General features: G+C 58.0%; 22 protein-coding genes. 11 read left to right on the forward strand and 11 right to left on the reverse strand.

Translation table 11 applies throughout. The features are described 5' to 3' along the window. Positions 1–34: 34 nt before the first annotated feature. From RAE19_RS07745 to RAE19_RS07795, 11 genes are all read right to left on the reverse strand, one after another. Positions 35–1,687, reverse strand: coding sequence for an alpha-glucosidase family protein (locus RAE19_RS07745; RefSeq protein WP_313874350.1), 1,653 nt, complete (start codon positions 1,685–1,687; stop codon positions 35–37). Between the two features lie 72 nt (positions 1,688–1,759). After that, the gene (locus RAE19_RS07750) at positions 1,760–2,932 is read right to left on the reverse strand and encodes a carbohydrate ABC transporter permease (protein WP_313874351.1); all 1,173 of its coding nucleotides are present in this window, start codon (positions 2,930–2,932) and stop codon (positions 1,760–1,762) included. After that, complete coding sequence (locus RAE19_RS07755) at positions 2,929–3,933, reverse strand: carbohydrate ABC transporter permease (RefSeq protein WP_313874352.1); 1,005 nt, start codon at positions 3,931–3,933, stop codon at positions 2,929–2,931. Before RAE19_RS07755 ends, RAE19_RS07750 begins: the two co-directional genes overlap by 4 nt. A gap of 103 nt (positions 3,934–4,036) precedes the next feature. Further along, entirely contained in the window at positions 4,037–5,338 is a 1,302-nt protein-coding gene (locus tag RAE19_RS07760) for an ABC transporter substrate-binding protein (RefSeq protein WP_313874353.1), read from the reverse strand. Between the two features lie 58 nt (positions 5,339–5,396). Further along, complete coding sequence (locus RAE19_RS07765) at positions 5,397–6,401, reverse strand: ABC transporter ATP-binding protein (RefSeq protein ID WP_313874354.1); 1,005 nt, start codon at positions 6,399–6,401, stop codon at positions 5,397–5,399. Positions 6,402–6,618: 217 nt separating this feature from the next. Then, a complete protein-coding gene (locus RAE19_RS07770; protein ID WP_313874355.1) occupies positions 6,619–6,948 on the reverse strand; it encodes an ATPase with chaperone activity in 330 nt (109 codons plus the stop codon). Between the two features lie 69 nt (positions 6,949–7,017). After that, entirely contained in the window at positions 7,018–7,479 is a 462-nt protein-coding gene (locus RAE19_RS07775) for a low molecular weight protein-tyrosine-phosphatase (protein WP_313876198.1), read from the reverse strand. Positions 7,480–7,577: 98 nt separating this feature from the next. Further along, on the reverse strand, positions 7,578–8,822 hold the full coding sequence (locus RAE19_RS07780; RefSeq protein ID WP_313874356.1) for a DEAD/DEAH box helicase: 1,245 nt from the start codon (positions 8,820–8,822) through the stop codon (positions 7,578–7,580). A 48-nt stretch (positions 8,823–8,870) separates the two neighbouring features. Further along, complete coding sequence (locus RAE19_RS07785) at positions 8,871–9,506, reverse strand: response regulator (RefSeq protein ID WP_313874357.1); 636 nt, start codon at positions 9,504–9,506, stop codon at positions 8,871–8,873. Positions 9,507–9,679: 173 nt separating this feature from the next. Next, complete coding sequence (locus RAE19_RS07790) at positions 9,680–9,898, reverse strand: hypothetical protein (RefSeq protein WP_313874358.1); 219 nt, start codon at positions 9,896–9,898, stop codon at positions 9,680–9,682. 114 nt (positions 9,899–10,012) lie between these two features. Further along, positions 10,013–10,828 carry an IclR family transcriptional regulator domain-containing protein gene (locus RAE19_RS07795; protein WP_313874359.1) on the reverse strand — a complete coding sequence of 272 codons (816 nt, stop codon included), beginning with the start codon at positions 10,826–10,828 and terminating at the stop codon, positions 10,013–10,015. A 124-nt stretch (positions 10,829–10,952) separates the two neighbouring features. On the opposite strand from RAE19_RS07795, the gene pobA reads away from it, so the two are divergent. From pobA to RAE19_RS07850, 11 genes are all read left to right on the forward strand, one after another. Then, positions 10,953–12,125, forward strand: a complete 1,173-nt coding sequence (gene pobA, locus RAE19_RS07800) for a 4-hydroxybenzoate 3-monooxygenase (protein ID WP_313874360.1) — start codon at positions 10,953–10,955, stop codon at positions 12,123–12,125. A gap of 92 nt (positions 12,126–12,217) precedes the next feature. Further along, positions 12,218–13,456: an EAL and HDOD domain-containing protein gene (locus RAE19_RS07805; protein WP_313874361.1), complete on the forward strand. Its 1,239-nt coding sequence runs from the start codon at positions 12,218–12,220 to the stop codon at positions 13,454–13,456. Between the two features lie 135 nt (positions 13,457–13,591). Then, positions 13,592–14,047 (forward strand): hypothetical protein, encoded by a 456-nt coding sequence (locus tag RAE19_RS07810; protein WP_313874362.1) that lies wholly within the window; start codon positions 13,592–13,594, stop codon positions 14,045–14,047. A 748-nt stretch (positions 14,048–14,795) separates the two neighbouring features. Then, positions 14,796–15,962, forward strand: a complete 1,167-nt coding sequence (locus RAE19_RS07815; RefSeq protein WP_313874363.1) for an ATP-binding protein — start codon at positions 14,796–14,798, stop codon at positions 15,960–15,962. Beyond that, positions 15,959–16,516, forward strand: a complete 558-nt coding sequence (locus tag RAE19_RS07820) for a hypothetical protein (protein ID WP_313874364.1) — start codon at positions 15,959–15,961, stop codon at positions 16,514–16,516. Before RAE19_RS07815 ends, RAE19_RS07820 begins: the two co-directional genes overlap by 4 nt. After that, a complete protein-coding gene (gene istA / locus RAE19_RS07825) occupies positions 16,492–18,036 on the forward strand; it encodes an IS21 family transposase (protein WP_313876140.1) in 1,545 nt (514 codons plus the stop codon). The genes RAE19_RS07820 and istA overlap by 25 nt, the downstream gene beginning before the upstream one ends. A 21-nt stretch (positions 18,037–18,057) precedes the next feature. Continuing rightward, positions 18,058–18,849: an IS21-like element helper ATPase IstB gene (istB, locus tag RAE19_RS07830; protein WP_313873002.1), complete on the forward strand. Its 792-nt coding sequence runs from the start codon at positions 18,058–18,060 to the stop codon at positions 18,847–18,849. A gap of 89 nt (positions 18,850–18,938) precedes the next feature. After that, positions 18,939–20,834 carry a S8 family peptidase gene (locus RAE19_RS07835; RefSeq protein ID WP_313874365.1) on the forward strand — a complete coding sequence of 632 codons (1,896 nt, stop codon included), beginning with the start codon at positions 18,939–18,941 and terminating at the stop codon, positions 20,832–20,834. Between the two features lie 50 nt (positions 20,835–20,884). Continuing rightward, on the forward strand, positions 20,885–21,676 hold the full coding sequence (locus tag RAE19_RS07840; protein ID WP_313874366.1) for an RNA polymerase sigma factor: 792 nt from the start codon (positions 20,885–20,887) through the stop codon (positions 21,674–21,676). Then, positions 21,673–22,266: a hypothetical protein gene (locus RAE19_RS07845; protein ID WP_313874367.1), complete on the forward strand. Its 594-nt coding sequence runs from the start codon at positions 21,673–21,675 to the stop codon at positions 22,264–22,266. Before RAE19_RS07840 ends, RAE19_RS07845 begins: the two co-directional genes overlap by 4 nt. Before the next feature lie 2 nt (positions 22,267–22,268). Further along, the gene (locus tag RAE19_RS07850; RefSeq protein ID WP_313874368.1) at positions 22,269–25,694 is read left to right on the forward strand and encodes an ATP-dependent helicase; all 3,426 of its coding nucleotides are present in this window, start codon (positions 22,269–22,271) and stop codon (positions 25,692–25,694) included. Positions 25,695–25,733: the final 39 nt, after the last annotated feature.

The raw sequence follows: 25,733 nt of genomic DNA on the forward strand, positions 1-25,733 counted from the left end.
GAAGAATGTACCCGAGCCCTTTACCTGCAGGAGGTCAGGCATGGCCCAGAAAAGCGCCGCCCCATGCGGGCAACTGCAGCACCGCGCCCTGGCGAACTGCATCCCCCAGACCACTGCCCGTCACCGTGTGCATCGCAGCGAAGGCTACCGGGACTACCCACTGGGCCGGCTCAGGGCTGAAGTTGAATACGCAAACCATGCTGTGGCCTTCATGACGACGCACATAGGCGAACACCTGGGGATGCGCATCCAGCACCTCCAAGGTACCACTCACCAGGCAGGGCTGGGTTTTGCGCCAGCGCAGCAGGTTGCGATAGAAATGCAACAGCGATGCAGGGTCTTGGATCTGCGCCTCGGCGGTTAACTCCCGGTGGGTCGTGGCCACGGGCAGCCATGGTTTTTCCGGTGCCGGCGATGAGGAGAAGCCCAAATCTGCAGCATCCGCAAGCCACGGCATCGGGGTGCGACAACCATCGCGCCCTTTGAACTCGGGCCACATCGTGATGCCGTAGGGGTCCTGCAGGTCTTCAAATGCAATGTCTGCCTCTGGCAAGCCCAGCTCGTCACCTTGATAGATGCAAGGGGAACCGCGCAAGGACATTTGCAAGGCCGCGCCCAGGCGCAACAACTCAGGCGCCGCAACCGCAGCAGTACTGGCCCAGCGGGTAGCAACCCGCACCACGTCGTGATTAGACAGGGCCCAGCATGGCCATCCACCGGGAGCCACCTCTTCAAACCGTTTCACAAAGCCGCGGAAGTGCGCGGCACTGTGCGCGGTACCCAGCAGGTCAAAGCAATACGCCATATGCAACTTGTCACCGCCACTGGTGTATTCCGCCACGCGGGCCAGACCGTCGTCGTCACCGATTTCTCCCACCATGGTGGTGTCGGGATACGCGTCCAACAAGGCACGCAGCTCACGCAAGAAGGCCAGGTTTTCGGGCTGGCTCTTGTCATGTTGGTGCCACTGCCAGCCATAGGGGTTCACTGCGTTGACCGCAGGATCCTCACCATCGGGGCGACCGCGCGCGGGGTTGTCGCGCAGTTGGGCGTCATGGAAGTAGAAGTTGGCGGTGTCCAGGCGGTAGCCATCCACCCCGAGATCCAACCAGAATTTGACGGTCGACAGCAGCGCTTTTTGCACTTCGGGATTGTGAAAATTCAAATCCGGCTGGCTAGTCAGGAAGTTGTGCATGTAGTACTGGCAACGGCGGGTATCCCACTGCCATGCACTACCGCCAAAAATGGACAGCCAATTATTGGGCGGGTTCCCGTCGGGTTTGGCATCGGCCCAGATGTACCAATCGGCCTTGGGGTTGTTCAGGCTGGAGCGGCTTTCTACAAACCAAGGGTGTTGGTCGGAGCTGTGGGAGAGCACTTGGTCGATCATGACCTTCAAGCCCAGTGCATGTGCGCGTTCGACCAGCTGCTTGAAATCATCGAGCGTTCCGAACATCGGGTCCACGTCGCAGTAGTCGCTGACGTCGTAGCCGAAATCCTTCATCGGGCTTTTGAAGAAGGGCGACAGCCAAATGCCGTCTGCGCCCAGGTCGGCCACATAGTCCAGCTTGGCGGTAATACCGGCCAAATCGCCCACACCGTCGCCGTTGCTGTCCGCATAACTACGCGGGTAGATCTGATAAATGACGCCACCGCGCCACCAGTTGTTGTTCGTTGCTTTAGCCATGATGGAAAGGTCCCTTGAATGAAAACGGCGAATCTGCTTGCGCAAATTCGCCAAGGAAGGTTGGTCCTAAATTTACTTGACGGAGCCGCTCAGCAGCCCGCGCACAAAAAAGCGTTGCAGCGAGAAGAACACAGCAACCGGCACTGCAATAGAGACAAATGCGCTGGCGGTCAAGATCTCCCAGCTCTCACCGCGAGAGCCCAGCAAGTCGTTGAGCTTGATGGTGAGCACCACCTGGTCCGGCGCTTTGCCAAGGAAGACGAGTGCAATCAAAAAGTCGTTCCAGACCCACAGGAACTGGAAGATGGCAAAACTCGCCAACGCAGGGATCGACAAGGGCAGCACGATGCTGGTAAAGATCTGGAAATGCGAGGCACCGTCCATCCGCGCGCTCTCGATGATGTCGCGTGGCAGGGACGCAATGTAGTTGCGCAGCAGGTAAATCGCCAGGGGCAGACCAAACGCGGAGTGGGCAAGCCACACCCCGAGGTAAGACTTGGACTCTGTGCCAAAAACCTCGCCCATCTGGTTGTAGAGCCGCAGCAGCGGAATCAGTGACATCTGCAAGGGCACCACCAGCAGCCCCACCACCACAATAAACAAGAATTTGCGGCCGGGGAACTCCATCCAGCTGAAGGCATACGCAGCAAAAGCCGCAATTAAAATCGGAATAAAGGTAGCCGGAATCGTGACCTTGAAGGTGTTCAAGAATGCCTGGCCTACCCCTTCACCCGCAATCACCTTTTCGTAGTTCTGGGTCATGAAAACGGGTGGAGACTCGGCCACATAAAACACCCGGACACCACGATCCTTGTCATAGGGCTGGTCCAGATCAAGGCGATAGCTTCCGTCGGCTTTCACCGTCAGCGTGCCGTCGGGTTTGCCGTCTTCCTCGTCAAAGATTTGCCCGTCCGACACTTCCACTGTCGTACCAACGGCGAACTCTTTGGGGTTGGCCGACTTGAGCGAAAACTGCTTGATTTGTATGCCGCCCCCCTCGGGGAACAAGCGGCCGCTGATGACGTAGCGCTCACCTTCTTTCACCAGACTTTGGACCCCTGCCGTGCGACGCATGTCTGCACGGGTTTGGGTGGAGAGCGCGGTCCACCAGCCACTGCTGACCAGTTGCTGCTTTTCCCGGAAGCTGGAAACCAAGAGGCCGAAGGTAGGGAGCACCCACATTAACACGATGACCAGCAACAAGGCTTGCGCCATCAAAGATGGGAGAGAGAAATACTTTTTCATCGCTGAGCCTCCTCAGTGCGGAAGCGGCGGATATTGAATGCCATCACCGGTACCACTGCAAACATCAAAACCATGGCCAAGGTGGAACTGCGGCCGTAATCGCCACCGCCACGGAACATCCAGTCATACATCAGATTGCCCAGCACACTGGTATCCCACTGGCCACCGGTCATGGCCATCACGATGTCAAACACCTTGAGCACCGTGATGGTGATGGTGGTCCAGACCACCAGAATGGTGGACATCACTTGGGGCACCATGATTTCGAAAAAGATTTGCAGCTCGCTGGCGCCATCGATGCGTGCAGCCTCGATGGTTTCGTGCGGCACACCCCGCAGGGCGGCAGAGAGAATCACCATGGCGAAGCCTGTCTGGATCCAGATCAAAATCGCCATCAGGAAAAAGTTGTTCCAGAACGGAATCGTGACCCAGGCCTGGGGCTCAAAACCCATGCCCATCACCATGGCGTTCAAGATGCCGATTTGCTCTGCATCAGGCCCGCGGAAGTCGTACACAAACTTCCAGATCACACTGGCGCCCACAAAGCTGATAGCCATGGGCATGAACACCATGGACTTGGCAAAGCCACCCCACCAAACGCGGTCTGCGAGCACCGCGACCACGAGGCCGAAAGCAGTGGCCGCGGCAGGAACGACCAGCAACCAGAGAAAGTTGTTGCGGATCGTCAGCAAAAAATTCTGGTCTGCGAACACCCAGCGAAAGTTGGCGAGTCCGACGAATTGCTCTCCCGTTGCGTCATAAAAACTCAAGCGGAAGGTTTCAAACAAGGGGTACACCAGATAGGTACCCAGCAACAACAGGGCGGGCGCAATAAAGAGCAAGGGTCGCACGTTGGAGCGGAAGATTTCGCGTCCATTTTTACTGCCCACTGGCAGCTGGACGATTTTGTCCAACACAAAGTTGGAGCCGGCGAAGTACAGCAAGCAGAACGCAATACTGACCAGTACAGCGGTGATGGTCTGGATAACTTGATCAGTCATGGGATCAATGCTTTTGCGTGTCGTAGGGAATGGGATTCAAAAGGGCCGGCAGCCGAAGCCGCCGGCCTGAAGACGTGCCGCAAGGCGACGTCAGAGGAGATACTTACTTGATCGCGTCCCAGCTCTTCTGGATCTCGTCAGCTACTTCCTTGGCAGAGGCGCCGCCGGAATAATTGACCATGCCCCTCCAGAAGCTGCCTGCACCCACTGCGCCGGGCATCAGATCAGAACCGTCAAAGCGGAAGGTGGTGGCGTTTTGCAGAATCTCGCCTTGCTTCTTGAGCGAGGCGGTCTTGTACTTGGCCAAGTCCACACCCTTGTGCGGTGTCAGGAAGCCACCTTCAGCCATCCAGATTTCATGCGACTGGGGGTGCTGCAGGTATTCCATGAATGCACGGGCACCCTTGCTGTCTTTGGTGATGGTCAGAATCGTGCCGCCACCCAGAACCGGGTTGCCCAGCTTCTTGCTGCTGTAAGAGGGGAAGTAGAAGAAGTCGGCTTCGTCCGCCTTGCCTTCGGGGAAGAAAGCGGGGATGAAAGACGCTTGACGGTGCATGTAGCACTTGGGCGGGGAGCCGAACATGCCCTTTGGGCTGTCCTTGAAGCTCACAGTGGCCACGGCCTTGGCGCCGCCGTCCACATAGGCGTCGTTCTTGGCGAACCAGCCGTAGGCTTCGATCGCTTCGATCACGCGCTTGTCGTTGAACTTCATCTTGTTGCTGACCCACTGGTCATAGACCTCAGGCGTTTGAGTGCGCAACATCATGTCTTCGACCCAGTCAGTCGCAGGCCAGCCGGTAGCGGCGTCAGAGCCCAGACCGATACACCATGGCTTGCCGCCATCGGCTGCAATTTTCTTGGTCAGGGTTTGCAGTTCTTCCATGGACTTGGGCACTTTGTAGCCCTTTTCCTTGAAGTTCTCAGGGATGTACCAGACCAGGCTCTTCACGTTCACGTTGTAGAACATGCCGTAGAACTCTTTCTTGCCGGCCTTGTTGGCGTAGGTGCCCAGGTCAGCCCAGGAGCTGCCTGCTGCGTAGTTCTTTTTGACCCATTCCTGGGCCTTGGCGCCCAGCGGCTTCAAGCCGTCAATGGCGGCCATGTTGGCAGCCAAACCAGGCTGCGGGAACACGGAAATGTTGGATGGGGAACCTGCCTTAATGTCGATCACGATCTGCTGCTCGGAGCTTTGTGAGCAGGAGTGCTTGACGGTGGCGCCGGTTGATTTCTCAAAGTTCGCGATCACTTTTTTGAACATGCCTTCTTCAGCACCTGTCCAAGGGCACGTGATGGTGACCACTTCACCTTTCAGATTTGGCCCTTTGTAGTCGGCTGCCATGGCCGGTGCGGTCACGGCTGCTGCTGCCAGAGCGCAAGCGCCGGCAATCATGGTTTTCTTCATCATCGTCTTCTCCTCTAGTGGCGCCGCAGCCCATCCACGGCACGTTAAAAGCTGTCGCAGATCAGTCGACCCGCTTGCCTTCGGCATTGAACTTGTACAGGTGCTCCGGCGCAAAACCCAAAGCAATCGGCTGTCCGGGCGCCAGGCCCAAGGTGCCGTCCATACGGGCCGTGATGTCGCCAAACGCACCCGCACTGACATAGGCGAAAGTTTCGTTGCCCAGCTGCTCTGAGTGCTTGAGGGTGCCCTGGATCGGACCACCCTCTGTGACCCTCAGGTGCTCCGGACGCAAACCAATCGTGGCGACGTTGTGGCGGGCTGCGATGTCGCCGCCCAAAAAGTTCATCTGGGGGGAACCGATGAAACCAGCCACAAACATGCTTGCGGGCTTGTTGTAGAGGTCCAGGGGTTTGCCCACCTGCTCAACCCGGCCCTTGTTTAAGACCACGATCTTGTCCGCCAGGGTCATGGCCTCCACCTGATCGTGGGTGACATAGATCATGGTCGCCCCGAGGCGGCGGTGCAGTGTGGCCAGCTCCACCCGCATCTTGGTTCGCAAGGCGGCATCGAGGTTGGAGAGGGGCTCATCAAACAAGAACACCTTGGGATCGCGCACGATCGCGCGGCCGATAGCGACCCGCTGACGCTGGCCGCCGGACAGCGCTTTGGGCAAGCGGTCGAGGTATTCGGTCAGCTGGAGGATGTCAGACGCCTCGCGGACTCGCCGCTCAATTTCCGCTTTGGGCGTTTTAGCAATCTTGAGGGCGAAGGCCATGTTGTCGAACACGGTCTTGTGGGGGTACAGCGCATAACTCTGGAACACCATAGCCACGCCGCGCTCAGAAGGTCCGAGGTCATTCACCCGGGCGCCACCGATGTTGAGGTCGCCGCCAGATATCTCGTCCAAGCCGGCAATCATGCGCAGCAGAGTCGTTTTGCCGCAACCGGAGGGCCCCACAAACACGGCGAACTCGCCGGGCTCTATATCCAAGTCGATGCCGTGGATGACATCTGCCTTGCCGTAGTTTTTGATGATTCCGCGCAAGCGGACATCAGACTGACTCATAAACATGCTCCTGACGGGGGGCCCAGTCTTGGTGAGACTGCAGCGGGATGTGTTGGATGGTAATTAAATTACCTCCCCAACCACCTCGGGCAAACCCTTAGAAATCGATGCTTTTGCGCTTTTTTCTGCAAAATCAAAATCGGTTTTGTACAAAGGAGACACGCCGACGGCCAACCGGAGCTAAACCATGTGGTTTGGCAATTTGGTTACCGGATAGTTACGCTTTGACAACGTTTTCAAGATTTTGCCATGGCCACGACAAGATTTCAGCCATTCTTTGAACGACCCATGCAGATTGCGCTGGATTGAGCACGCAAGGTTCGGTGCGCAGGCCTAGGTAGCAGCGTTCGATCACGTCCTGCTCAGTAACACCGAGCTTGAATTGCATGTCTGCCGCGGTCGGCGCCAGCATTTGGGCCATGTCTTCGCACAGCTCGTACTCGGTCAACACCTGGGACAAGGGAGCAGACGGTTTGGTGCGGCCCGGCACCACGTACAGCTGCAGAAATGAGGGGGGAATTTCAATGGAGGGGGTGTACTCGTTCATACCCCATTGTCAGCGGGTTGAACCTGCCCCCCCCCCGCAGGCTCGCGAAGGGCGCCCCATCGGCAGCGCCTATTTCGTGCGGGCTTGCTGACGGGCGATGTGGGCCAGGAGGCCGTCGCAGGCGTCTTCCACCAGATCCAACACCTGTTCAAACCCCGCATCTCCGCCGTAATACGGATCAGGAACCACGCTCGCATCGTGGCGGGTACAGAACTCGGTCAGCCTGCGCACTTTGTGATGGTTGTAGTCGGGGCACTGCGCCTCTACGAGCGCGAGGTTGTCCCAGTCCATCACCAGGATGAGGTCGGCGCTTGCGAAATCGCTGGCTTCGAGCTGCCTGGCCCGCAGGTCCGCAAACGCGTATCCGCGGCGGACTGCGTGTTGCAAGCTGCGGGGATCGGGCGCCGCACCGGGGTGATAGTTGTGGGTGCCTGCAGAATCGATCCGTAAGACATCGGCACCCCAACCCTGTGCCAGCGCTTTGTGGCGCATGACGCCATGGGCCGTAGGACTCCGGCAGATATTGCCCATGCAGACAAACAGCAAAGTCGTGGGCGCAGTGGACTTAGGCAAGAAATTGACTGCTAGCGCTCATAAAGATTGCGCGAATAGCTATTATTTTTATAGCATTACTGCAATCGCGGCAGCAGGCCGGCTGCGCGCAATTTGTCTTTTTTACTGGGCCGGTGCCCCTTGATTCCGCCCGCTGCGCGATCAGCACTGATGGCTGGTAACGCCTGCGCAGGCTCAAAGCCCGGCACTTCTTCTTGCGGCACGGTAAGGGCATTGCGCTTTTCGATCAAGGCGAAATGTGCGGCGGTTTCTGCACTCACAAAGCTGACCGCGGTACCGGTTTTGCCCGCACGCGCAGTGCGGCCGATTCGATGCACATAGTCTGCTGCGGCACGTGGCAGGTCGTAATTCACTACAACCGGCAGCCCGGCAATATCCACACCACGGGCAGCGACATCGGTGGCCACCACCACTTGCACCACACTGGCTTTGAAATCAAACAGCACCTGACTGCGCTTGCCTTGGCTTAACTGGGCGTGAAACGGCTCCGCCTGCAATCCAGCGCGGCGCAGCTTGTCCGCCACCATTTCTGCGGCATATTTGGTCGCCACAAAGACCAGCGCACGCGGCCAGGCTTCGGCCGTGACCAAGCGCCGCAAGAGCTGCGTGCGGCGATTGGCATCCACCCGGATGGCTCGCTGCAAGATATCAGGCGGCGCTTGCTCTTCGGTGTCGAGTGTGATGCTCTCAGGATCCCGCAAGCGCGCCTCGGCAAGGCTGCGCACCGCAGGGCCGAAGGTGGCAGAAAACAGCAGGCTTTGGTGCCGCTCAGGGAGTAGCGCGTCAATCCGGTCCAACTCCTCGGCAAAACCCAAGTCGAGCATGCGGTCGGCCTCGTCCAGAACCAGGCAGCGAATCTGATCCAAGCGCACAGCGTTGCGCTCAACCAGATCCAGCAAGCGGCCGGTGGTGGCAATCACGATATCAGTGCCACCCCGCAAGGCCATCATTTGCGGGTTGATCGATACACCACCGAACACCACCGAGACCTTGACGCCAAGGCCGGCATCGCGCGCCAGGCCGGACAGGACTCCGCCCACCTGGACGGCGAGCTCCCGCGTGGGCACCAACACCAAGGTTTGGGGGTTACGCCCAGCGGACGACGACTCCGCCACCCAGCGCTGCAGCACCGCCAGCGCAAAGGCGGCTGTTTTGCCAGAGCCCGTCTGGGCGCAGACCAGCACATCACGGCCCGCAAGTGCGGCAGGAAGGGAGGCTGCTTGCACCGGCGTGGGCGCAGCAAACTGCCGCTCCATAGCAGAGGCCAGTGGGGCGCTAAGGCCTAAATTTGAAAATGACATGTCGGGTTACTCAGTGGCAGCCACGGCGGCACGAGCCCCCGTGAGCGTTCAGGCCGCAGGGCCGCGTTTGGGCTGTGCAGGCGCTTGGATAAATTGGCCCGCGCGATTCAAGCGGGTGGCGAGCGCGTCGAGGTAACCCAACAAGCGCTCTGCCTGCAGGGGTTTTTGGTACAGCGTCACCCAGTTAGGCAAGCGGCCGTCTTCTTCGACTTCCTTACGGGTCAGCGCAGTGAGCACAATGACCTCGATCGGTTGGTAGGCGCTCTCTTGCGCCATGGCGTTGATCAGGTGGTAGCCATCAAAAGGCGTCATCATCAAATCGGTAACGACCAAGTCAGGACGCTGGCGCTCCAACTGAATCAGGGCTTGCGATGCGTCGTTCGCAACCGTCAGTGCCACATCGTGGCCGCCACGCGCCAACAGGGCCTGAAAGTAAGCCACTTGGATAGGATCATCCTCGGCGAGCAACACACGCAGGGGGCGCGCACCGGTTTCTGTGGGAGCGGCGGTACCGCGTGACTGCACCAGCTTATCGATGGCGCTGCGAAAGATGCGGCGATGCCCCCCGGGAGTGACCCAAGCTTCCAACTCGCCGCTGATGACCATTTTCTGCACCGATGTGGTGGACAGCCCAAGGATACGGGCTGCTTGTTGTGTAGTCAGAACGTCGCTGCTGTTAGTCATGGCAAAGGAAAAAAAAGGCTCTGGGAACCGCGACCGAATTTAAATCTTTCAGTTTTGGGGCTTCCATTGCATTTTATTCGACACACACCACTTTGGCGCAGCCGCACATCCGCAAAACGTCGTTAATTTACCAATTTATTAATAGTTTATTTGTTAAAAAGCACAGTAACAACCTATCGAGAAATATTCGTATTTCGACCGTGCTTTTCTGACTCGGTGGCAAGTACTGCGGATTCAAGTGGTGCTTTATTGAACGGAATTTGCACCCCGTCGCTGGCGCCCTCCGCCTTTCCAGAGGCAGCCACACTTTCACTCCGCAGATAAGGCACCACGTTTGGATTTAACCAAAAACTGAAAGGCAATACTTCCACTGTTTCAGAAGATTTTTGCATGGCTTTAAATTTATTTAAATCAATTTAAATAAAATATAACATTTTTAGAAGTTCGCCGAAAGAAAATGTAGTTGCAGTCTTCAGGGCTACTTCTCAGTTGACGCATTCAAACTGTCACAGCAAGGCCCGCAGCTCCTGAGCGGCATCTTGCAATACGGGCAACAAAGCAACTCTGAATTCCTCGGGCTGCCACCGGTGTGGAGCGGCCACGACATTCAACGCGCCGACAACCTTACCCTGAGGATTGCGCAAAGGGACCGCCAAAGCCTGCACACCGAGTTCGTGCTCCTGAAAGGCCAAACTGTAGTCTGCCTTGCGCGCCGCCTCGACCTGTGCCTTGAGCACCGCGGGGTCTGTCACGGTGTGCGACGTCAAACGCCGCAAAGGGTGGGCGGACAACCACTGAGTCAGAGCCGCATCAGACAGCCCGGCCAAAAGCACCCGCCCGGTCGAGGTGGCGTGCGCAGGCAGTCTCGCGCCCAGGTGCAAACCATACGCGAGCACCTGGGTCTTGCCTGCGGGTGAGCTGCGCCAATCGTTCCCACTGCGGGCCACGATCACCACCTCGCTGCCATCCAACACCACCGCAGAAAATGACTCTTGCGTATGTGCCGCCAGGCGGTTGAGCGCGGGCTGCACCACCCGGGGAAACCGCGCCGAGGACAGGTAGGTGCCGGAGAAGCGCAAAACCTTGCTGGACAACCAAAAGTAGCTACCGTCTGTCTCCAGGTAACCCAGTGCGGTCAGCGTCAGCAAATGCCTGCGCGCGGCAGCCCGGGTGATCCCTGCCCTTTGAGCGGCCAGGGTGGCGTTCAAACGCTGCCGCTCAGTATCAAAGCTCTCCAGCACCGCCATGCCTTTGGCCATACCGGCAATCAGGTCCGCTTTGGCAACCACAAATGGGGCATCTGCATCCGGGGCATCAGACATCACTCAACTCCTGTTTTTGCGCGATATTCGCACATCGATTCTATTGATCGCACAAAAGCCCGTCGCACCAGACCCCCAAATACCTCCACGTCGATAACCTTTCGCTCAATCAAAAGGAGCAGACATGCGGACACAAGTGGCAATCATTGGCGCAGGCCCATCGGGCTTGTTATTGGGGCAACTCCTGCACAAAGCAGGCATCGAGACCGTCATCATTGAGCGGCAGAGCGCCGACTATGTGCGCTCGCGCATTCGAGCCGGCGTGTTGGAACAGGTCACCACAGATCTGCTCGACGAGGCCGGAGTGGGCGCGCGCATGCACCAGGAAGGATTGCCCCACACGGGTTTCGATTTGCTGTTCGGTGGTGAACGCCATCGGATCGACCTTCGGGCTTTGACGGGCGGGCAGCAGGTCATGGTCTATGGCCAAACCGAGGTCACTCGCGATTTGATGGCCGCTCGTGCTGCCGCGGGACTCAAGACAGTCTACGAAGCCAAAGATGTCTCGATTCACGACTACGACACCACACACCCCCAGGTGCGCTACCAAGAAGACGGTCAATGGCACACCTTGGACTGCGACTTCATCGCCGGATGCGATGGCTTTCATGGCGTTTGCCGTGCGAGCCTTCCCCCCGGTGCCGTGACCGAATACGAAAAGGTGTACCCCTTCGGCTGGCTGGGCCTGCTGGCTGACACTCCGCCGGTCCACCATGAACTGATTTACGCCAACAGCGAACGGGGGTTTGCCTTGTGCTCTCAGCGCAGCATGACCCGGAGCCGTTACTACCTGCAGGTGCCCTTGACTGACAAGGTCGAGAATTGGTCGGATGACGCGTTCTGGAATGAGTTGCGCCTGCGGCTCGACCCGCACGCGGCCGAGACACTGATCACCGGCCCCTCGCTGGAAAAGAGCATTGCTCCATTGCGCAGCTTTGTGGCGGAGCCCATGCGGTTCGGCCGACTTTTCTTGGCCGGGGATGCGGCGCATATCGTCCCCCCTACCGGCGCGAAGGGCCTGAACCTCGCCGCCACAGACGTCAAGTACCTGTCCACGGCGCTAATTGAGTACTTTGCCGAGCGATCCTCAGCAGGCATAGACCATTACTCGCAACGCTGCTTGGCCAGAATCTGGAAGGGCGAGCGCTTCTCCTGGTGGTTCACCAGCTTGATGCACCGATTCTCTGCCGATGGTGCCATCGGGCAGAAGTTGCAAAACGCAGAGTTAGAGTATCTGGTGCAGTCCCAAGCCGCTTCTACAGCGCTTGCAGAAAACTATGTGGGGTTGCCCTTGTAGCCTTACAGCACTGCTGGTTGCGCCCGTACCTGGCTTGTCAGTGCAAAGGGTCTACGTTAGCCTAGTGTGGTCACGCATCGATCCCACATAGCATGAACGAGCCACCTACCCCGCTGCCGGAGCTGTTAGACAAAATGTCGATCGCCCGGCAGCCCATCGTCAGCCCTGAGCGATCGGTACTGGCGTACCAACTGTTCAACCGCTCGACCCGCGCGAACGAACACTCAGAGGCCAGCGATCTGGCGCTGGCCCTGCACGCAGTCGCCCAAAGCGGTGCACCCTTTTCAACACAAAAGCACGACATCTTCATCCACTCGGTCCACAAAGGGCTGACCGGCCAGCAGTGGGATTTTTTACCCCCGACCCGCACAGTGGTGGAAGTCAGCCCTGCACCGCGCCATAGCGCTGACTTTGTGCGGGCGCTGGTGCCGGCCCTCCAAGCGCTCAAAGCGCGCGGCTTTCGCTTGGCGTTCAAACATAGTGTGGTGGCACCCGTGTACAAGCCATGGCAAGGCTTGGCGGATTTCGTGAAACTCGATGTCGGACGCATCGAGCCGGCGCAATACAAGTCGCTAGTGCACGCAACCCGAGTGAGAACCAACGCCGTATTGATTGCCGAGAAGATAGAGCAGCAAACGCAGTTTGAAAGCATGCTGGCTTTGGGTGTGACTGAATTCCAAGGCTATTGGCTCTCCGTGCCCGAGACCACCCAATCCAAAGTGCTGACCCCCGCGCAAGCCAGCGCGATACACCTCTTTCAACTGCTCAGATCCGGCGCAGAGCTGGACGAGGTAGAAACTGCCCTCAAAAAGGATGCAGGTCTGGGCGTGAGCCTGCTGCGGATCATCAACGCAGCCAGTACCGGATTGCCTCGAAAAGTCACGTCACTGCGGCAGGCTGTAATGTTGATCGGCTACGAGCGGCTGGTTCGCTGGTCAGCCCTCGTGCTCACCAACACCAGCGCACATGCCAGCATTCCAGGTACTGCAGCTGTCGTTCGTGGCCGCATGATGGAGTTGCTCGCACTCCAACAAAGTGGCGTAGAAACCGCTGATTCCGCTTTTTTGGTAGGGCTGCTGTCACAGCTCGACACGTTACTGGGTAGACCGATGCCGGAGCTGCTATCGCAGTTGGCCCTGGATGAAAGCGTGGCAGAAACTCTGCTGACAGGCCAAGGCGCTTTTGGGGATCTGCTGGCCTTGGTCTGCGCTTGTGAGTCAGACGAAGAGACGGAATTCAGCCACGCGTTTGCAAGACTTCCCTTCACCCTAAAGCAAGTCAACATCGCACACATGGAGGCGTTGGTGTGGGCAGATAGCCTAGCCGCCTGACTGAATTGCCACCGTCCGTGGCGGCGCTTCGTGGAGCGCGGAGTTCAAAAACATTGTCGCTGGAACCATATCTGTGCCGGGCGAGGAAGCATATCTGTGCCGTCGAGCAGATCTGTCCGGGCATAGGAGCAAATTATGAATCGCTCCAAACTGCGGCAATGGTGGATTCAGTTTCTGAGGCCAAAAGGGGCCTATGACGAAATAGACCCAGGTATCAAGCCACTAGTTGACGCGATGAATGCAACCGGCGTTATCAAAACCATTGCGTCATGTCAGGGGCATGCCTCTTATGGAATGCCTCCTTATGTTTACTTCAACTCTACTGTGGAAGTGGCCGGATTAATTGAACGGCAGCTCCGCAAGTCGAAGATTGACAGCGCGATTTCATTTGGAGGAGATTGGACCATCCAAGGAATGTTCGATGAACATTGCGAACTCAGATTCATTCTTTACTCCCCCTTTTATCACGAGAGATCTGAGACGTTATTCGCTCCAATTGAGTTCACGCTATACCGCCGAACAATTGCAAAGGATCTTTTATCGCTTGTGGATCAAGTTGATAAGGCCGTGCTCCCTGATGTCAGGGAGTAGTTCGATCCAAAAATAGCCCCCAACGGCGCACAGCAAAATGAGAACCACTAGTTTTTCCACTACTTTTCTCTTGAATTTCTGCTTCGATGGATCTGGCGTCCCGCAGGCAGGACATACTGGCGCTTTGATTCCTACAGGTTTTGTGCATACATAGCATGGGACAAGGGACATAGTTTCTCCGCAGAAATAAGAAATTTTGAGCTTTAGAGACCAAGGTTCCTGATCTCGCACAGGTTGCCCGATCAGGATTATGTACAGGGTGATTTTAAGTTTCCCCATTTCTTACTAATGAGAACAACGTTTTCCGCGTCGTCGGTGAACGACGAGTCGCTGAGTTTGTGTGTCAATGCCTTGCCCACACTCGACACCCAGAAGTCGAACTCGGCCAAATCCCGATCCGGGGAAGCGTGCCGACTTAGTCTGGGGGCAATGGAACGCGTATGCCGGTCCTCTCCTCCACCTGCAACACGTGATCCACCAGCCACCTAGGACTCCAGTCCCTTGGCGCACCGCCTTGATCGACCAGATCCGACCACGCACCGGGCATGTCGTGCAGTTGCAGGGACTTCAGCTCTGTAAGCACATCACGCCTGAGTGACTAGGAGCCGCTACCAGCTTTTCCTGCACATTTCACTCGACCGGGCATCTGCATTCTTCGATTTCCCCCGTTCTACATGAAATCGTGAGAAAATACGTTTATTCCATTTACTGAATTTATAAATCCATTATTTATCAACGAGTTACATCAATGTTGGACGAAATGAATGAAACGCAATCCGACTTAGCCCAGTTGATTAGGCTTGCACTCGCAGAACAGACAGAGGACGTGCGACTATTCGTCGCCCGGCTTGTGCGCAAGTATCGCAATACCGATCCCGAGCTGGCTGAACAGATGGACTTGTACTTGCGCGCAAAAGCCCCTCGCGCGAGCGCTCCCATGCGCAAGGTAGCCCCCCCTGTCACTCCTGCGCAAACTCTGCCGGTCGATGACGAGTCGAGGCTGTCGCTACTGAAGGTCTTTAAAGACGATCCCGATCGGGAGCAACCTTTGCTGTCGCTCGACCTGGAAGAATCCTTGAGCCAATTGATCCAGGAGCGCCGCCAGACCGAGCGCCTGGCATCGATGGGGCTGAACCCCACTCGTTCAGCTATCTTTGTCGGCCCGCCTGGTGTCGGCAAGACGCTGACGGCACGTTGGCTGGCATCTCAGCTGGGTGTGCCACTGTATGTGCTTGACCTGACAGCCGTCATGAGCAGCCTGTTGGGTCGCAGCGGCAGCAACCTGCGCTCTGCGCTCGATTTCGCCAAACGCAGCCCCTGTGTGCTGCTTCTCGATGAGATCGACGCGATCGCCAAACGCCGCAGCGACGATACCGACATCGGCGAACTGAAGCGCTTGGTCACGGTCATCCTGCAGGAAGTCGATGAGTGGCCGGCCACCGGTTTGTTGCTGGCGGCCACCAATCACGCGGAACTGATAGACCCGGCGCTGTGGCGTCGCTTCGACCTAGTGATCAACTTCAAGGCGCCAGAAATGCCAGCCGTCAAACAGGCAATCAAGCGTTTTCTCGGACCAGACTATGCGTTGTTCGGCCGCTGGATCGACATTCTGACCTTCGCCTTCAACGGCGAGTCATTCAGTGACATCGAACGGGATCTCCAGCGTTTTCGGCGCGCTGTTGCCTTGGGTACAGCCTCGGACGCCGACCTGATTGAGGAGTTCGTCAAATCGCGCGCACTCGTCTTGGACCGCCAGGGCCGCATTGACCTGGCTGTCCTGCTGGCCAAGCAGACCCGTCTGTCGCAGCACACTATCTCTGACATCACCGGCGTGAGCCGCGACACCATCCGCAAGTACACCGGCGAGCATCCAGCCGCGGTCAAGAAGATCTCGAAAGGAAAGTCTGACGCATGAGCCAAACCAATTTTCTTATCGGACGCGGCGAACTGCTGACCCATGACATCAAGGGGCCGAAGCGCATCCAGGGAAAAGCGGAGGTGTACTCCTTTGCGCAAGCCGCACAGCGACTGACGCCTCAGTTCTCAGCCACCGCCACGACCCTCGATGCCTTGCCGCCGTACGCTTGTCCTGGCGATTTCGGGGTGGCCCGGCTGACGATGAACCCCAGTTACATTGCCCGGTCTTTTTTCCCAACGGCTATGCTTCGCACCGTCGGCCTGGAGTCGGTCGGTAGCCGAACCGTGAAGGTGACGCCCGGCGGATGGACCAAGAAGGGCGTGCCGCATGTCACTTTTCACCACATACAGGCCAATTGGTTTTCGGCACATAGGAGCCAGAGCGTTTTCGGCACATATAGGCCATTTGGTTTTCGTCATATAGGAGCCAGCCGGGGGATTGGACGGGCATCTCGAACGCGACGTAACTGTCGTTACCTTCTGAATTTTTTGTTCAGGAGTAACGGATGGGTCGCAGAAAGATCGAGATGCATGAATACAGAAACGTTTTAATCAGACTACGCGCCGGTGACGGCGATCGCGAGATCGCGCGTCTGGGCCTTATGGGCCGGGTCAAGGTGGCGAGCTTTCGCGAACACGCCCGCAGCTTGGGCTGGTTGGAGGCTGAGCTGCCGCTGCCCGAACCCGAAGTTATTGCCCTGAGTCTGTGCGCAGCGGCCAAGCGCCCATCCAGCACGGTCTCCAAAGCCCACCCATGGCGCGAACAAGTGGCGCGCTGGATGGCTGCCGGGGTTGAGGGCGTAGCCATTCATGCCGCGTTGGTGCGCGAGCACCAGTTCTGCGGCAGCTACTCCTCTGTCTATCGCATCATGCGTGACATTGCCAAGGCACAGCCGCGTACCGATCTCACTGTGAGACTGAGCTTCAAGCCCGGCGAAGCCGCTCAGGTTGACTTTGGCGCGGGGCCATTTTTGGTGCATCCGGATGGACAGCGTAGGCGCACCTGGGCCTTTGTTATGACCTTGTGTCACAGCCGCCATCAGTATGTGGAATTCGTCTGGGACCAAACGGTGGCCACATGGCTGGGCTGCCACCGCCGTGCCTTTGAGTGGTTTGGCGGTGTGCCCGAGCGCGTGATCATCGACAACGCCAAGTGCGCCATCATCAAGGCTTGCCGATTTGACCCGCAGGTGCAGCGCTCCTATGCCGAGTGCGCTGAAGGTTATGAATTCAAGATTGACCCGTGCCCGCCGCACGATCCGCAGAAGAAGGGTATCGTGGAGTCGGGCGTCAAATACGTCAAGCGTAACTTCCTGTCTACCCGCGAATTCCGTGATCTGGCGGACCTTAATGCACAGGCGCAGGCGTGGGTATTGCAGGAAGCCGGTGTGCGCATTCACGGCACCACCCGCCAGCAGCCCATGGATTTGTTTGCGCTGGAGCGGGCCTTGCTCAAGCCGCTTCCACCGCAGGCGCCGGACTTGGGCGTTTGGCAGTGCGTGACGCTGCACCGCGACTGCCACGTCAAGTTTGACTACAAGCTGTATTCCGCCCCCTTTGCGCTGGTGGGCAAAGAGCTGTGGCTACGTGCCACCGATAACTGCGTGACTTTGTTTGATGACTACCGATTGGTGGCAACCCATGCGCGGGGACAGCGTCCCGGTGAACGCCTCACGACCAAAGACCACTTGCCACCCGAGGCACAACTCTTCTTTGCCCGTGACCGCGAGTGGCTGGGTACCCAAGCGCTGCAAATCGGACCGTACTGTCAGCAGGTTATTGACTGGCTACTGAGTGACCGGATTCTGGAGCGATTGCGCGCAGCTCAGGGTGTGATTGGTCTGGCAAAGACCTACAGCGCCCAGCGTGTTGAGCTCGCCTGCCGACGTGCCATGGCCCACAACAGTCCGTATTACCGCACTGTCAAGACCATCCTGAGCAGTAATTCCGACCGGCTACCGATGCCTGATCACAGCATCGTGCCTACCTATGCAAAGGCCCGGTTTGTCCGCGACGCCGCAAGCCTCTTCACCCCCGATACCCACAACCCGCAGCAGGATTTGCTGCATTAACTATCCAGGAGACCATCCCAAATGACACCCATCCCCGAACTCGTTCCACATCTCAAGCAGTTGCGCTTGTCCGGTATTCTGGATTCGCTGGACGCCAGAAACCGCCAGGCGATTGAATCGAAGTTGGCCTATACGGAGTTCCTGGCCATCCTGATGGGCGATGAAGTGGCCCGCCGGGAGCAGAACAGTTTCAGTACCCGCCTGCGCCGGGCCCAGTTCCGCTCCACCAAAACGCTGGAGCAGTTTGACTTCGAGCGGCTACCCCAACTCAACCGCGCGCTGGTGCATGACCTGGCCACCGGGCGCTACGTGCGGGAGTGTTCTCCGGTATTGATTGTTGGCCCTAGTGGAACCGGCAAGAGTCATCTTGCGCAGGCCTTGGGCCATTGTGCGATCCGTCAGGGCGTGGATGTGCTGTTTACCAACTGCTCGGCACTCACGCAGTCACTGCACGCCGCGCGCGCCACCAACGCCTACGAGCGCAAGCTGCAGACCTTGAGTCGCATTCCGGTACTCATCATTGATGACTTCGGACTCAAGCCTCTGCGTGCGCCGGCCGACGAAGACCTGCATGAACTCATTGCCGAGCGCTACGAGCGCACTGCCACCATCGTCACCAGCAATCTGGACTTTACTGAATGGGATCAGGCATTCCCAGTCAACCCGCTCTTGGCATCCGCAACCTTGGACCGCTTACGTCACAACGCATACTGCCTGGTGCTTGATGGCCAGTCCTATCGGGCGCCACGCCAGATGCCGACCACCATGCCGACAAAAACAAAGAATTCAACGCAACAAAAAGACGTCAAATAAAGGCAAAATCCATACCCGAGTGATGTCCGTCAGACACCCTCCGGCTGGTCTCTATATGCCGAAAATCACTGGCTCCTATATGCCGCAAAGTGACACCGCAAGAATGCACGACGACCGAACTGTTCGTCGCCGGCAAGCGCCAGGCATTTCGTCATCTCAATGACTGGACCCAGCAGATCGAACCCGAATCCGATGAAGCACTGGATCTAGCGCACATCGAGCAGTTCTCCGCATTCACGCCGCGCGAGCGTATTGCCGACAACGGTAGCGCCAAGGATCGTTTTTTCGAAGTGGGCATCCACCTGCTGCCTGAAGAAAACCGTCTGTTCGTCCAGCAGGCCTTCGTGAAATACGCTAAAGAGGTGAGCGTCAAGGTTCACAGTGAACTTGGCTTCACAGCAGGCAACCTGTGGTTCGTGCCTGTCGAAGGCAAGCACGATCGCATCGAACAACTTGCCGAATTCGTCTTCGTGCGCGTCATCCGTCCGGTACCCAAGCTGCGCGGTATGCGGCCGGTGCACCGCACAGGCGAGGTGACTGTCAGTTGCAATCTGCCGACCGAGCAGCCGCTGTCGTCAGAGCCCAAGGTCGCCATCCTTGACGGCGGCCTTCCCAAACAACACGCGATCGGTCCCTGGTTGCGCTCATACCGCGTCCTGGACGAAGACGCGCAAGACGATCCGGCGGGTCCGGAGCATGGCTTGGCGGTCAGCTCCGCCTTCCTGTTTGGCCCCATCCAACCTAACGGCACCGCTTCCCGCCCGTTCGCATACGTTGATCACCTGCGCGTACTCGACAAAGGCGCTGACAAGGAAGACCCGCTGGAGTTGTACCGTACCCTGGGCTTCGTCGAACAGGTCCTGCTCTCACGGCAATACCAGTTCATCAACCTCAGTCTCGGCCCTGACCTGCCGATCGAGGACACCGACGTACATGCCTGGACGTCGGTCATCGACGATCTGCTGAGTGACGGAGACACCTTGATGACCGTGGCCATCGGTAACAACGGCCAGATGGACCGCACCTCCGGCAATGCCCGCGTGCAGGTGCCTTCGGACTGTGTCAATGCGCTGGCCGTCGGTGCTACCAACGACACCGGAGCAAGCTGGGCGCGCGCGCCATACAGTGCAGTTGGCCCCGGCCGCAGCCCTGGCGTCATCAAGCCCGATCTGATGGCATTCGGCGGCAATGCCGGTAACTATTTCCATGTGCTGTCACCGGGCAAGAAGGCGACACTCTCGCCGCAGTTGGGCACCAGCTTCGCTTCCCCGTATCTGCTGCGCAGCGCAGTCGGCATTCGCGCAATCCTGGGTGCTGAATTGTCGCCGCTGGCGATCAAAGCGCTGTTGGTCCACGCCGCTGACACTGCAACGCACGATAAGCTTGAGGTGGGCTGGGGTAAGGTGCCGGAGGACTTGATGAGCATCATCACCTGCCCTGAAGGTGTCGCCCGTATCGTTTACCAAGGAGAGCTGAAGCCGGGCAAATACCTGCGCGCCTCGCTGCCACTGCCCGCCGGGGGCCTGACGGGCAACATCTGCCTCAAGGCAACTTTTTGCTACGCCTCCCCGACAGATCCGCAGGACGCCGCCGCGTACACGCGCGCAGGCCTGGAAGTCGTTTTCCGGCCCAGTGACGAAAAGATCAAGGACGGCAAAGCGAACGCCGACACGAAGAGCTTCTTTGACATGAAGAAGTACGCGACTGAAGAGGAGCGGCGGTCCGATATGGGCAAATGGGAAACAGTCCTGCATAGCGCGAAGAAGATGCGCGGCAGCACCCTCAAGAACCCGGTCTTCGACATCCACTACAACGCGCGCGAAGCCGGCCACAAGGCGAATGGTGCGGAGAAGATTCGCTACGCGCTGATCATCACCGTCGAAGCCCCCAAGCATGCTGATCTCTACAACGAGATCCTACGCGCCTACGCAAAGACGCTAGTGCCTATCCAGCCGCAAGTGTCGCTGCCGATCCGCATTCGATGACATGACCAGAGTTATCGCTGATCCATTAAACAAGAACACTGGAGGAAAGGATGCCGACAGCACTCAAACACAAGCAGAGGGACGGAACGCCCTATCGGCGACCACCCAATATTGAGTCATGGATTGAAAAGCTTGAGGCAATTGATGTGGCATCACGACTTTCGCAGTTCGCCCGCGCTTCAAGGAAGCATTCGGAGTATGTACCGACGGAGGTCGTGCTTCATTTTCTGCGACGAGCCTGGATCGACGGCGAACAGGGACAGTTCGAGAAGATTTTTGGGATCCTCCTGCCGCGTGTTGAGCAGTCACTCCGCTCAACGATCTGGAACTCTCGCATCGGCAGCGCGACCGATATCCGTGACGAGATTGTTAGCCGCTTTGTCGTGCTGATCACCAAAGATTGCACTTCGCAATCGAACCGTCTGGATTTCTTCGAAATCCACTTTGACCAAGCAATGGTGGCGCTTCGAACGTCCGTATTGCGCAAGTTCAAGTCGATAGCTGGTGACATTACGACTGTCCCTTTGGGTTCTCTGGAGTCTGATGGCCCGGAAGTTTCATCCGAAGTCGAAGCTGCCTTGGAGGCATTCTTGAGCGGTGACCCGCAAAAAATTGACGATCCCGCTTTCCGGTCAGTGCTGTTCGCTGCGATTGACCTTCTACCCCAGGATCAAAAGCAGGTCATCGGCCTCCTCCTGCAGGGAATTCCGATAGATGCGAAGGAAAAAGATGTCATGACAATTGCACGCATTCTGCAGTGCGACGAAAGGACGGTTCGCAACCGTCGTGATCGTGCCTGTAAAGCTCTTAAGGCCGTTCTTGAAAAGGAGGCCGAACTATGAGCGCTGAATATCCTAGACTCGACGAAGAAGAAGTTCTTCTTGCGTTCTCCGTGGAGCCGACGCATGACAGCGCAACGTTGGAGCATTACCTGAGTCAGTACCCGGAGCATACGCAGGCCCTCGTGGACTGCTCGATTGAACTGATGATGAATGCCTCCCGTGCCGACGAAGATGTACAGGTTTCGTCTGATCAGTTGGTCGAGCAAGCTTGGCGGCAGTTTCAAGCAGCGATGGGTTCGGCACAAAGCAGTGTTATTGCCAACCCCTTTGCGCAGTTGACTCCTACTGCGTTTAAGTCGATGGCCAAGAGGCTGGACATCAGCAATTTATTCTTGATTCGAGTGCGCGAACGGGCGATTGACGCCGCCACCATTCCCAGGCGGTTGGTCCAACGACTCGCCGCCGAACTTGGTGCAACCGCTGATGCGGTGTCAGCTTATCTGGGCAGCCCGCCCTCTATTGCGTCGGGCCAGAGTTTCCGATCAAACGTGAAGCCTGCGGTGGCTGCTCAGATATCGTTCGAACAGGCCGTGGAAACCTCCCAACTGAAGCCCGCTCAGAAAGAAGCTCTGCGGGCATTGCGAGACTAATCATGGATGCGACCGAAGCCGCACGGCGTGAGGCGGAACGCATCCACCACGCTGCGGTCGAGGAAGGTGATGATCCATGGGACCTGTTCGAACTCGTCAGTCGCGAAGCGGCTCGGCGAGATCTCGATGTCTACGCGTTAGCGCAGGGGGACTCAGCGCTAAAAGGCGGGCGCGCAGTGCTCGACAGCCAAGCCGGGTGCATTCTGTATGAAGACATTGGTTCAGCGTTTGACCGCGCCTTCCTGATAGCGCACGAACTTGGACATTTCGTCCTGGAAGGTGACACTCAAAATGTAGTGACGGAAGAAGTCGAACCGGACCGCTCAGTCGAGGATACGCCGGTCGGCGTAGAGCGCGTGCTCGACTATGGCGCCAGGGAGCGCCGAGAGGTCCGGATGGATCTGTTCGCACGCGAACTCCTGCTGCCGCGTTCAGTGGTGCGGCGTCATCACATTGACAGCGACTTCTCTTCCGTCGACATCGCCACACGTCTTGGAGCGCCGTTGCAAGTGGTCCAGCAGCAGCTTCTGGATGCCCTGCTGTTGCCGACCGAGCCACCCGTCATCGCGGAGCCTACCGCGGCAGGGCCTATACCGATCCCAGACCCTACCCAAATTGCAGCGGCTAACCATCGCGACACGGCACTCCTGTTGCAGGCGGGCCCAGGAACGGGCAAGACGCGAACGCTAGTGCAACGCATCGAGAGCCTTCTGGCCGAGGGCGTGGACCCGATGTCGATCCTTGTTCTCACGTTCTCGAATAAGGCCGCGAACGAGTTGAGCGAGCGGCTCGCCGCACGAAACCCGCAAGCTGCTGCAGCGATGTGGATTGGTACGTTTCACGCATTTGGCCTGGATATCGTCCGTCGCTTTCACGACAAGCTCGGGCTTCCCGCCAACCCGCGTCTCATCGATCGATCCGAAGGCATCGAGTTGCTGGAAGATGAGCTGCCGCGGCTATCCCTGCGCCACTATCGGAACTTATGGGATCCAGCGCTCGATCTCAGTGACATTCTCAGTGCGATTTCACGCGCCAAGGACGAAGTGGTCGATGCCGCCGGCTATCGGGCATTGGCGCAGTCCATGGCACAAAGTTGCAGCACCGACGCAGAGGCGATGAAGAGCGCTGAAAAATGCATGGAAGTTGCCTTGGTCTACGAAACCTACGAGCGCTTGATGGCAGCAAAGCACCTGATCGACTTCGGCGATCTTGTTGCTCAACCTGTGCGGTTGGTCGAAACTGATGCCGAGGTGAGGGACGCCCTGCAGGCGCGACACAAACATGTGCTGGTGGACGAGTACCAAGATGTCAACCGCTCTTCCGTACGCCTCCTCAAAGCCATCGTGGGTGATGGGCGAAACCTCTGGGTCGTCGGCGATGCACGGCAATCTATCTACCGCTTCCGTGGTGCGTCGGCAACCAACATGGCCCAGTTCACTTTGGATTTCCCCCGCGCACAGATCGCCCAACTGGGTGTCAACTATCGCTCGCGGCAAGAAGTCATCGACGCTTTTACCGCTTTCTCAGTCACGATGAAAGCATCGACCGGGTCGCTGCCATTGCACCTCAAGGCAAGCCGCGGTGCGTCAGTCAACAAGCCGGAATTCAGGGTTGTGGGCTCAACGGAAGACGAGATTTCCGCTGTGGCTGTCACGATCAAGAACCAGCGAGAAGCCGGAACCGCATTTCGCGAGCAGACATTGCTCTGCGCGTCCAACGCCCGCTTGAGCGAAATAGCCGAGGGCCTCGAAGCCAGAGGAATTCCGGTGCTTCACCTCGGGAGTCTGTTCGAGAGGCCAGAGATCAAGGATCTCCTGGCCATGCTTTCAATGCTGGGGGACCCTTATGCCGTCGGACTGGTGCGCGTGTCCACGATGTCAACGTACGAACTACCGCTGCAAGATGTCGTACAGATCATCGAGGGGCTACGCGAAAGCAAAGTTGCGGCTCTTGAGTGGCGCCTTGCCAAAAACTGGCCACCGGAACTCGCCAAAGCGAGCAAGGCGGCACTAACCCGAGCGGCAATGCTTTTCGACGGGTTAAGCCCGACGGACAATCCTTGGAGCATCTTGTCCACCTGGGTGATAGATCGTCTCGGTCTCGCAAAGTCGCTGTACCTGGCAGGTGACGCGCGAAGCAGGATGAAGGGCCTAGCGCTATGGCAGTTTCTCAACTTCTGCCGTCAACAACCCTCCGGTGCCGGCGCACCCTGCGTGCGTCTTCTTGATCGAATTCGCCGACTCGTCTTACTTTCGGAGGATCGCGGACTGCGCCATTTGCCTGGGGCCGCAGACTGCATCGATGCGGTCCGCCTGATGACGATCCATGCCAGCAAGGGGCTTGAGTTCCACACCGTGCATATTCCCGGCTTGGTGACCTCAGGTTTGCCGCGCAACAACATGGCACCGCGCTGCGTGCCACCCGACGGGCTCATTCACGGCTCGGACGGATTGACCGGCTTGGAAGCGGTGAAGGCCGGGCACGATGAAGAGGAGGAATGCTTGTTCTTCGTGGCGCTGTCCCGCGCGCGTGATCGGTTGTTTATCTATGCATCGTCAGTTCAGACCGATGGCAGAGCGCGCAGTCCTTCAAAATTTATTCCATCCATCCTGCACCATCTGATCCAACCGCCAACTCCGCCGCAGCGACCTTCCGGGTTGCGACCGATGTCAGCCCTGCAGATTGCTTGGGAGCAGAAGCCGGTCTGGACCGACAGCCAGTTCAACCTTTTCGAACGATGCCCACGTCGATTTCTCTACACCCACGTCATGAAACTCGGAGGCCGCCGTACTGAGACTGCCTTCATGAAGATGCACAACGTTGTCGGGGACGTATTCGATTGGCTGAAGACCGCGCATGCAATGACCTCGCCGAGCGAGGCTGAACTCGGCGCGCGCTTTGACCAGGCATGGCAAGCCAAGGGATCTGTCGACCATGGCTATGCCGAAGACTACCGGCGCATCGCGCGGCGGCTGGTGGACTTCGTCATCGAGACCCGTAGCCGCGGCGTACCGGCCCCTGCAACTCCAATCTCGCTGGGGTGGGCGGAAGGCGAAATTCTTGTCCGACCGGACAGTGTCGCCCAGGGTGACAAAGGGCAGATCGTTGTCCGGCGCGTCAAGACAGGGAAGCCACGATCCAACGCGTTTGATGACATCGAGTACACCCTGCTCCACCTCGCGGCAATGCAGGCCTACGGTGGATCGGCCCAAGTCGAGGTGACTTACTTGACCAGCGAGACAACGCAGCCGATGGAAATCACAGAAAGAAAGCTCAAGACGCGCAGTGAGAAAGTCCAGGAGTTCGTGAAGCGGGTTTACGCTGGTGATTTTCCTGCGAAGGAAGAAGCGCGCACTTGCCCACGTTGCCCCAGTTTCTTCATCTGCGGCAACCTTCCTGTTGGCGCGATCAGCATAAAAAAAGTTTGAATCAGCTTTCCGGTCCGGAAATCGGCCGCGATTGACTTA

This window comes from Rhodoferax potami (genome assembly GCF_032193805.1).
Classification (GTDB): Bacteria; Pseudomonadota; Gammaproteobacteria; order Burkholderiales; family Burkholderiaceae_C; genus Allorhodoferax; species Allorhodoferax potami_A.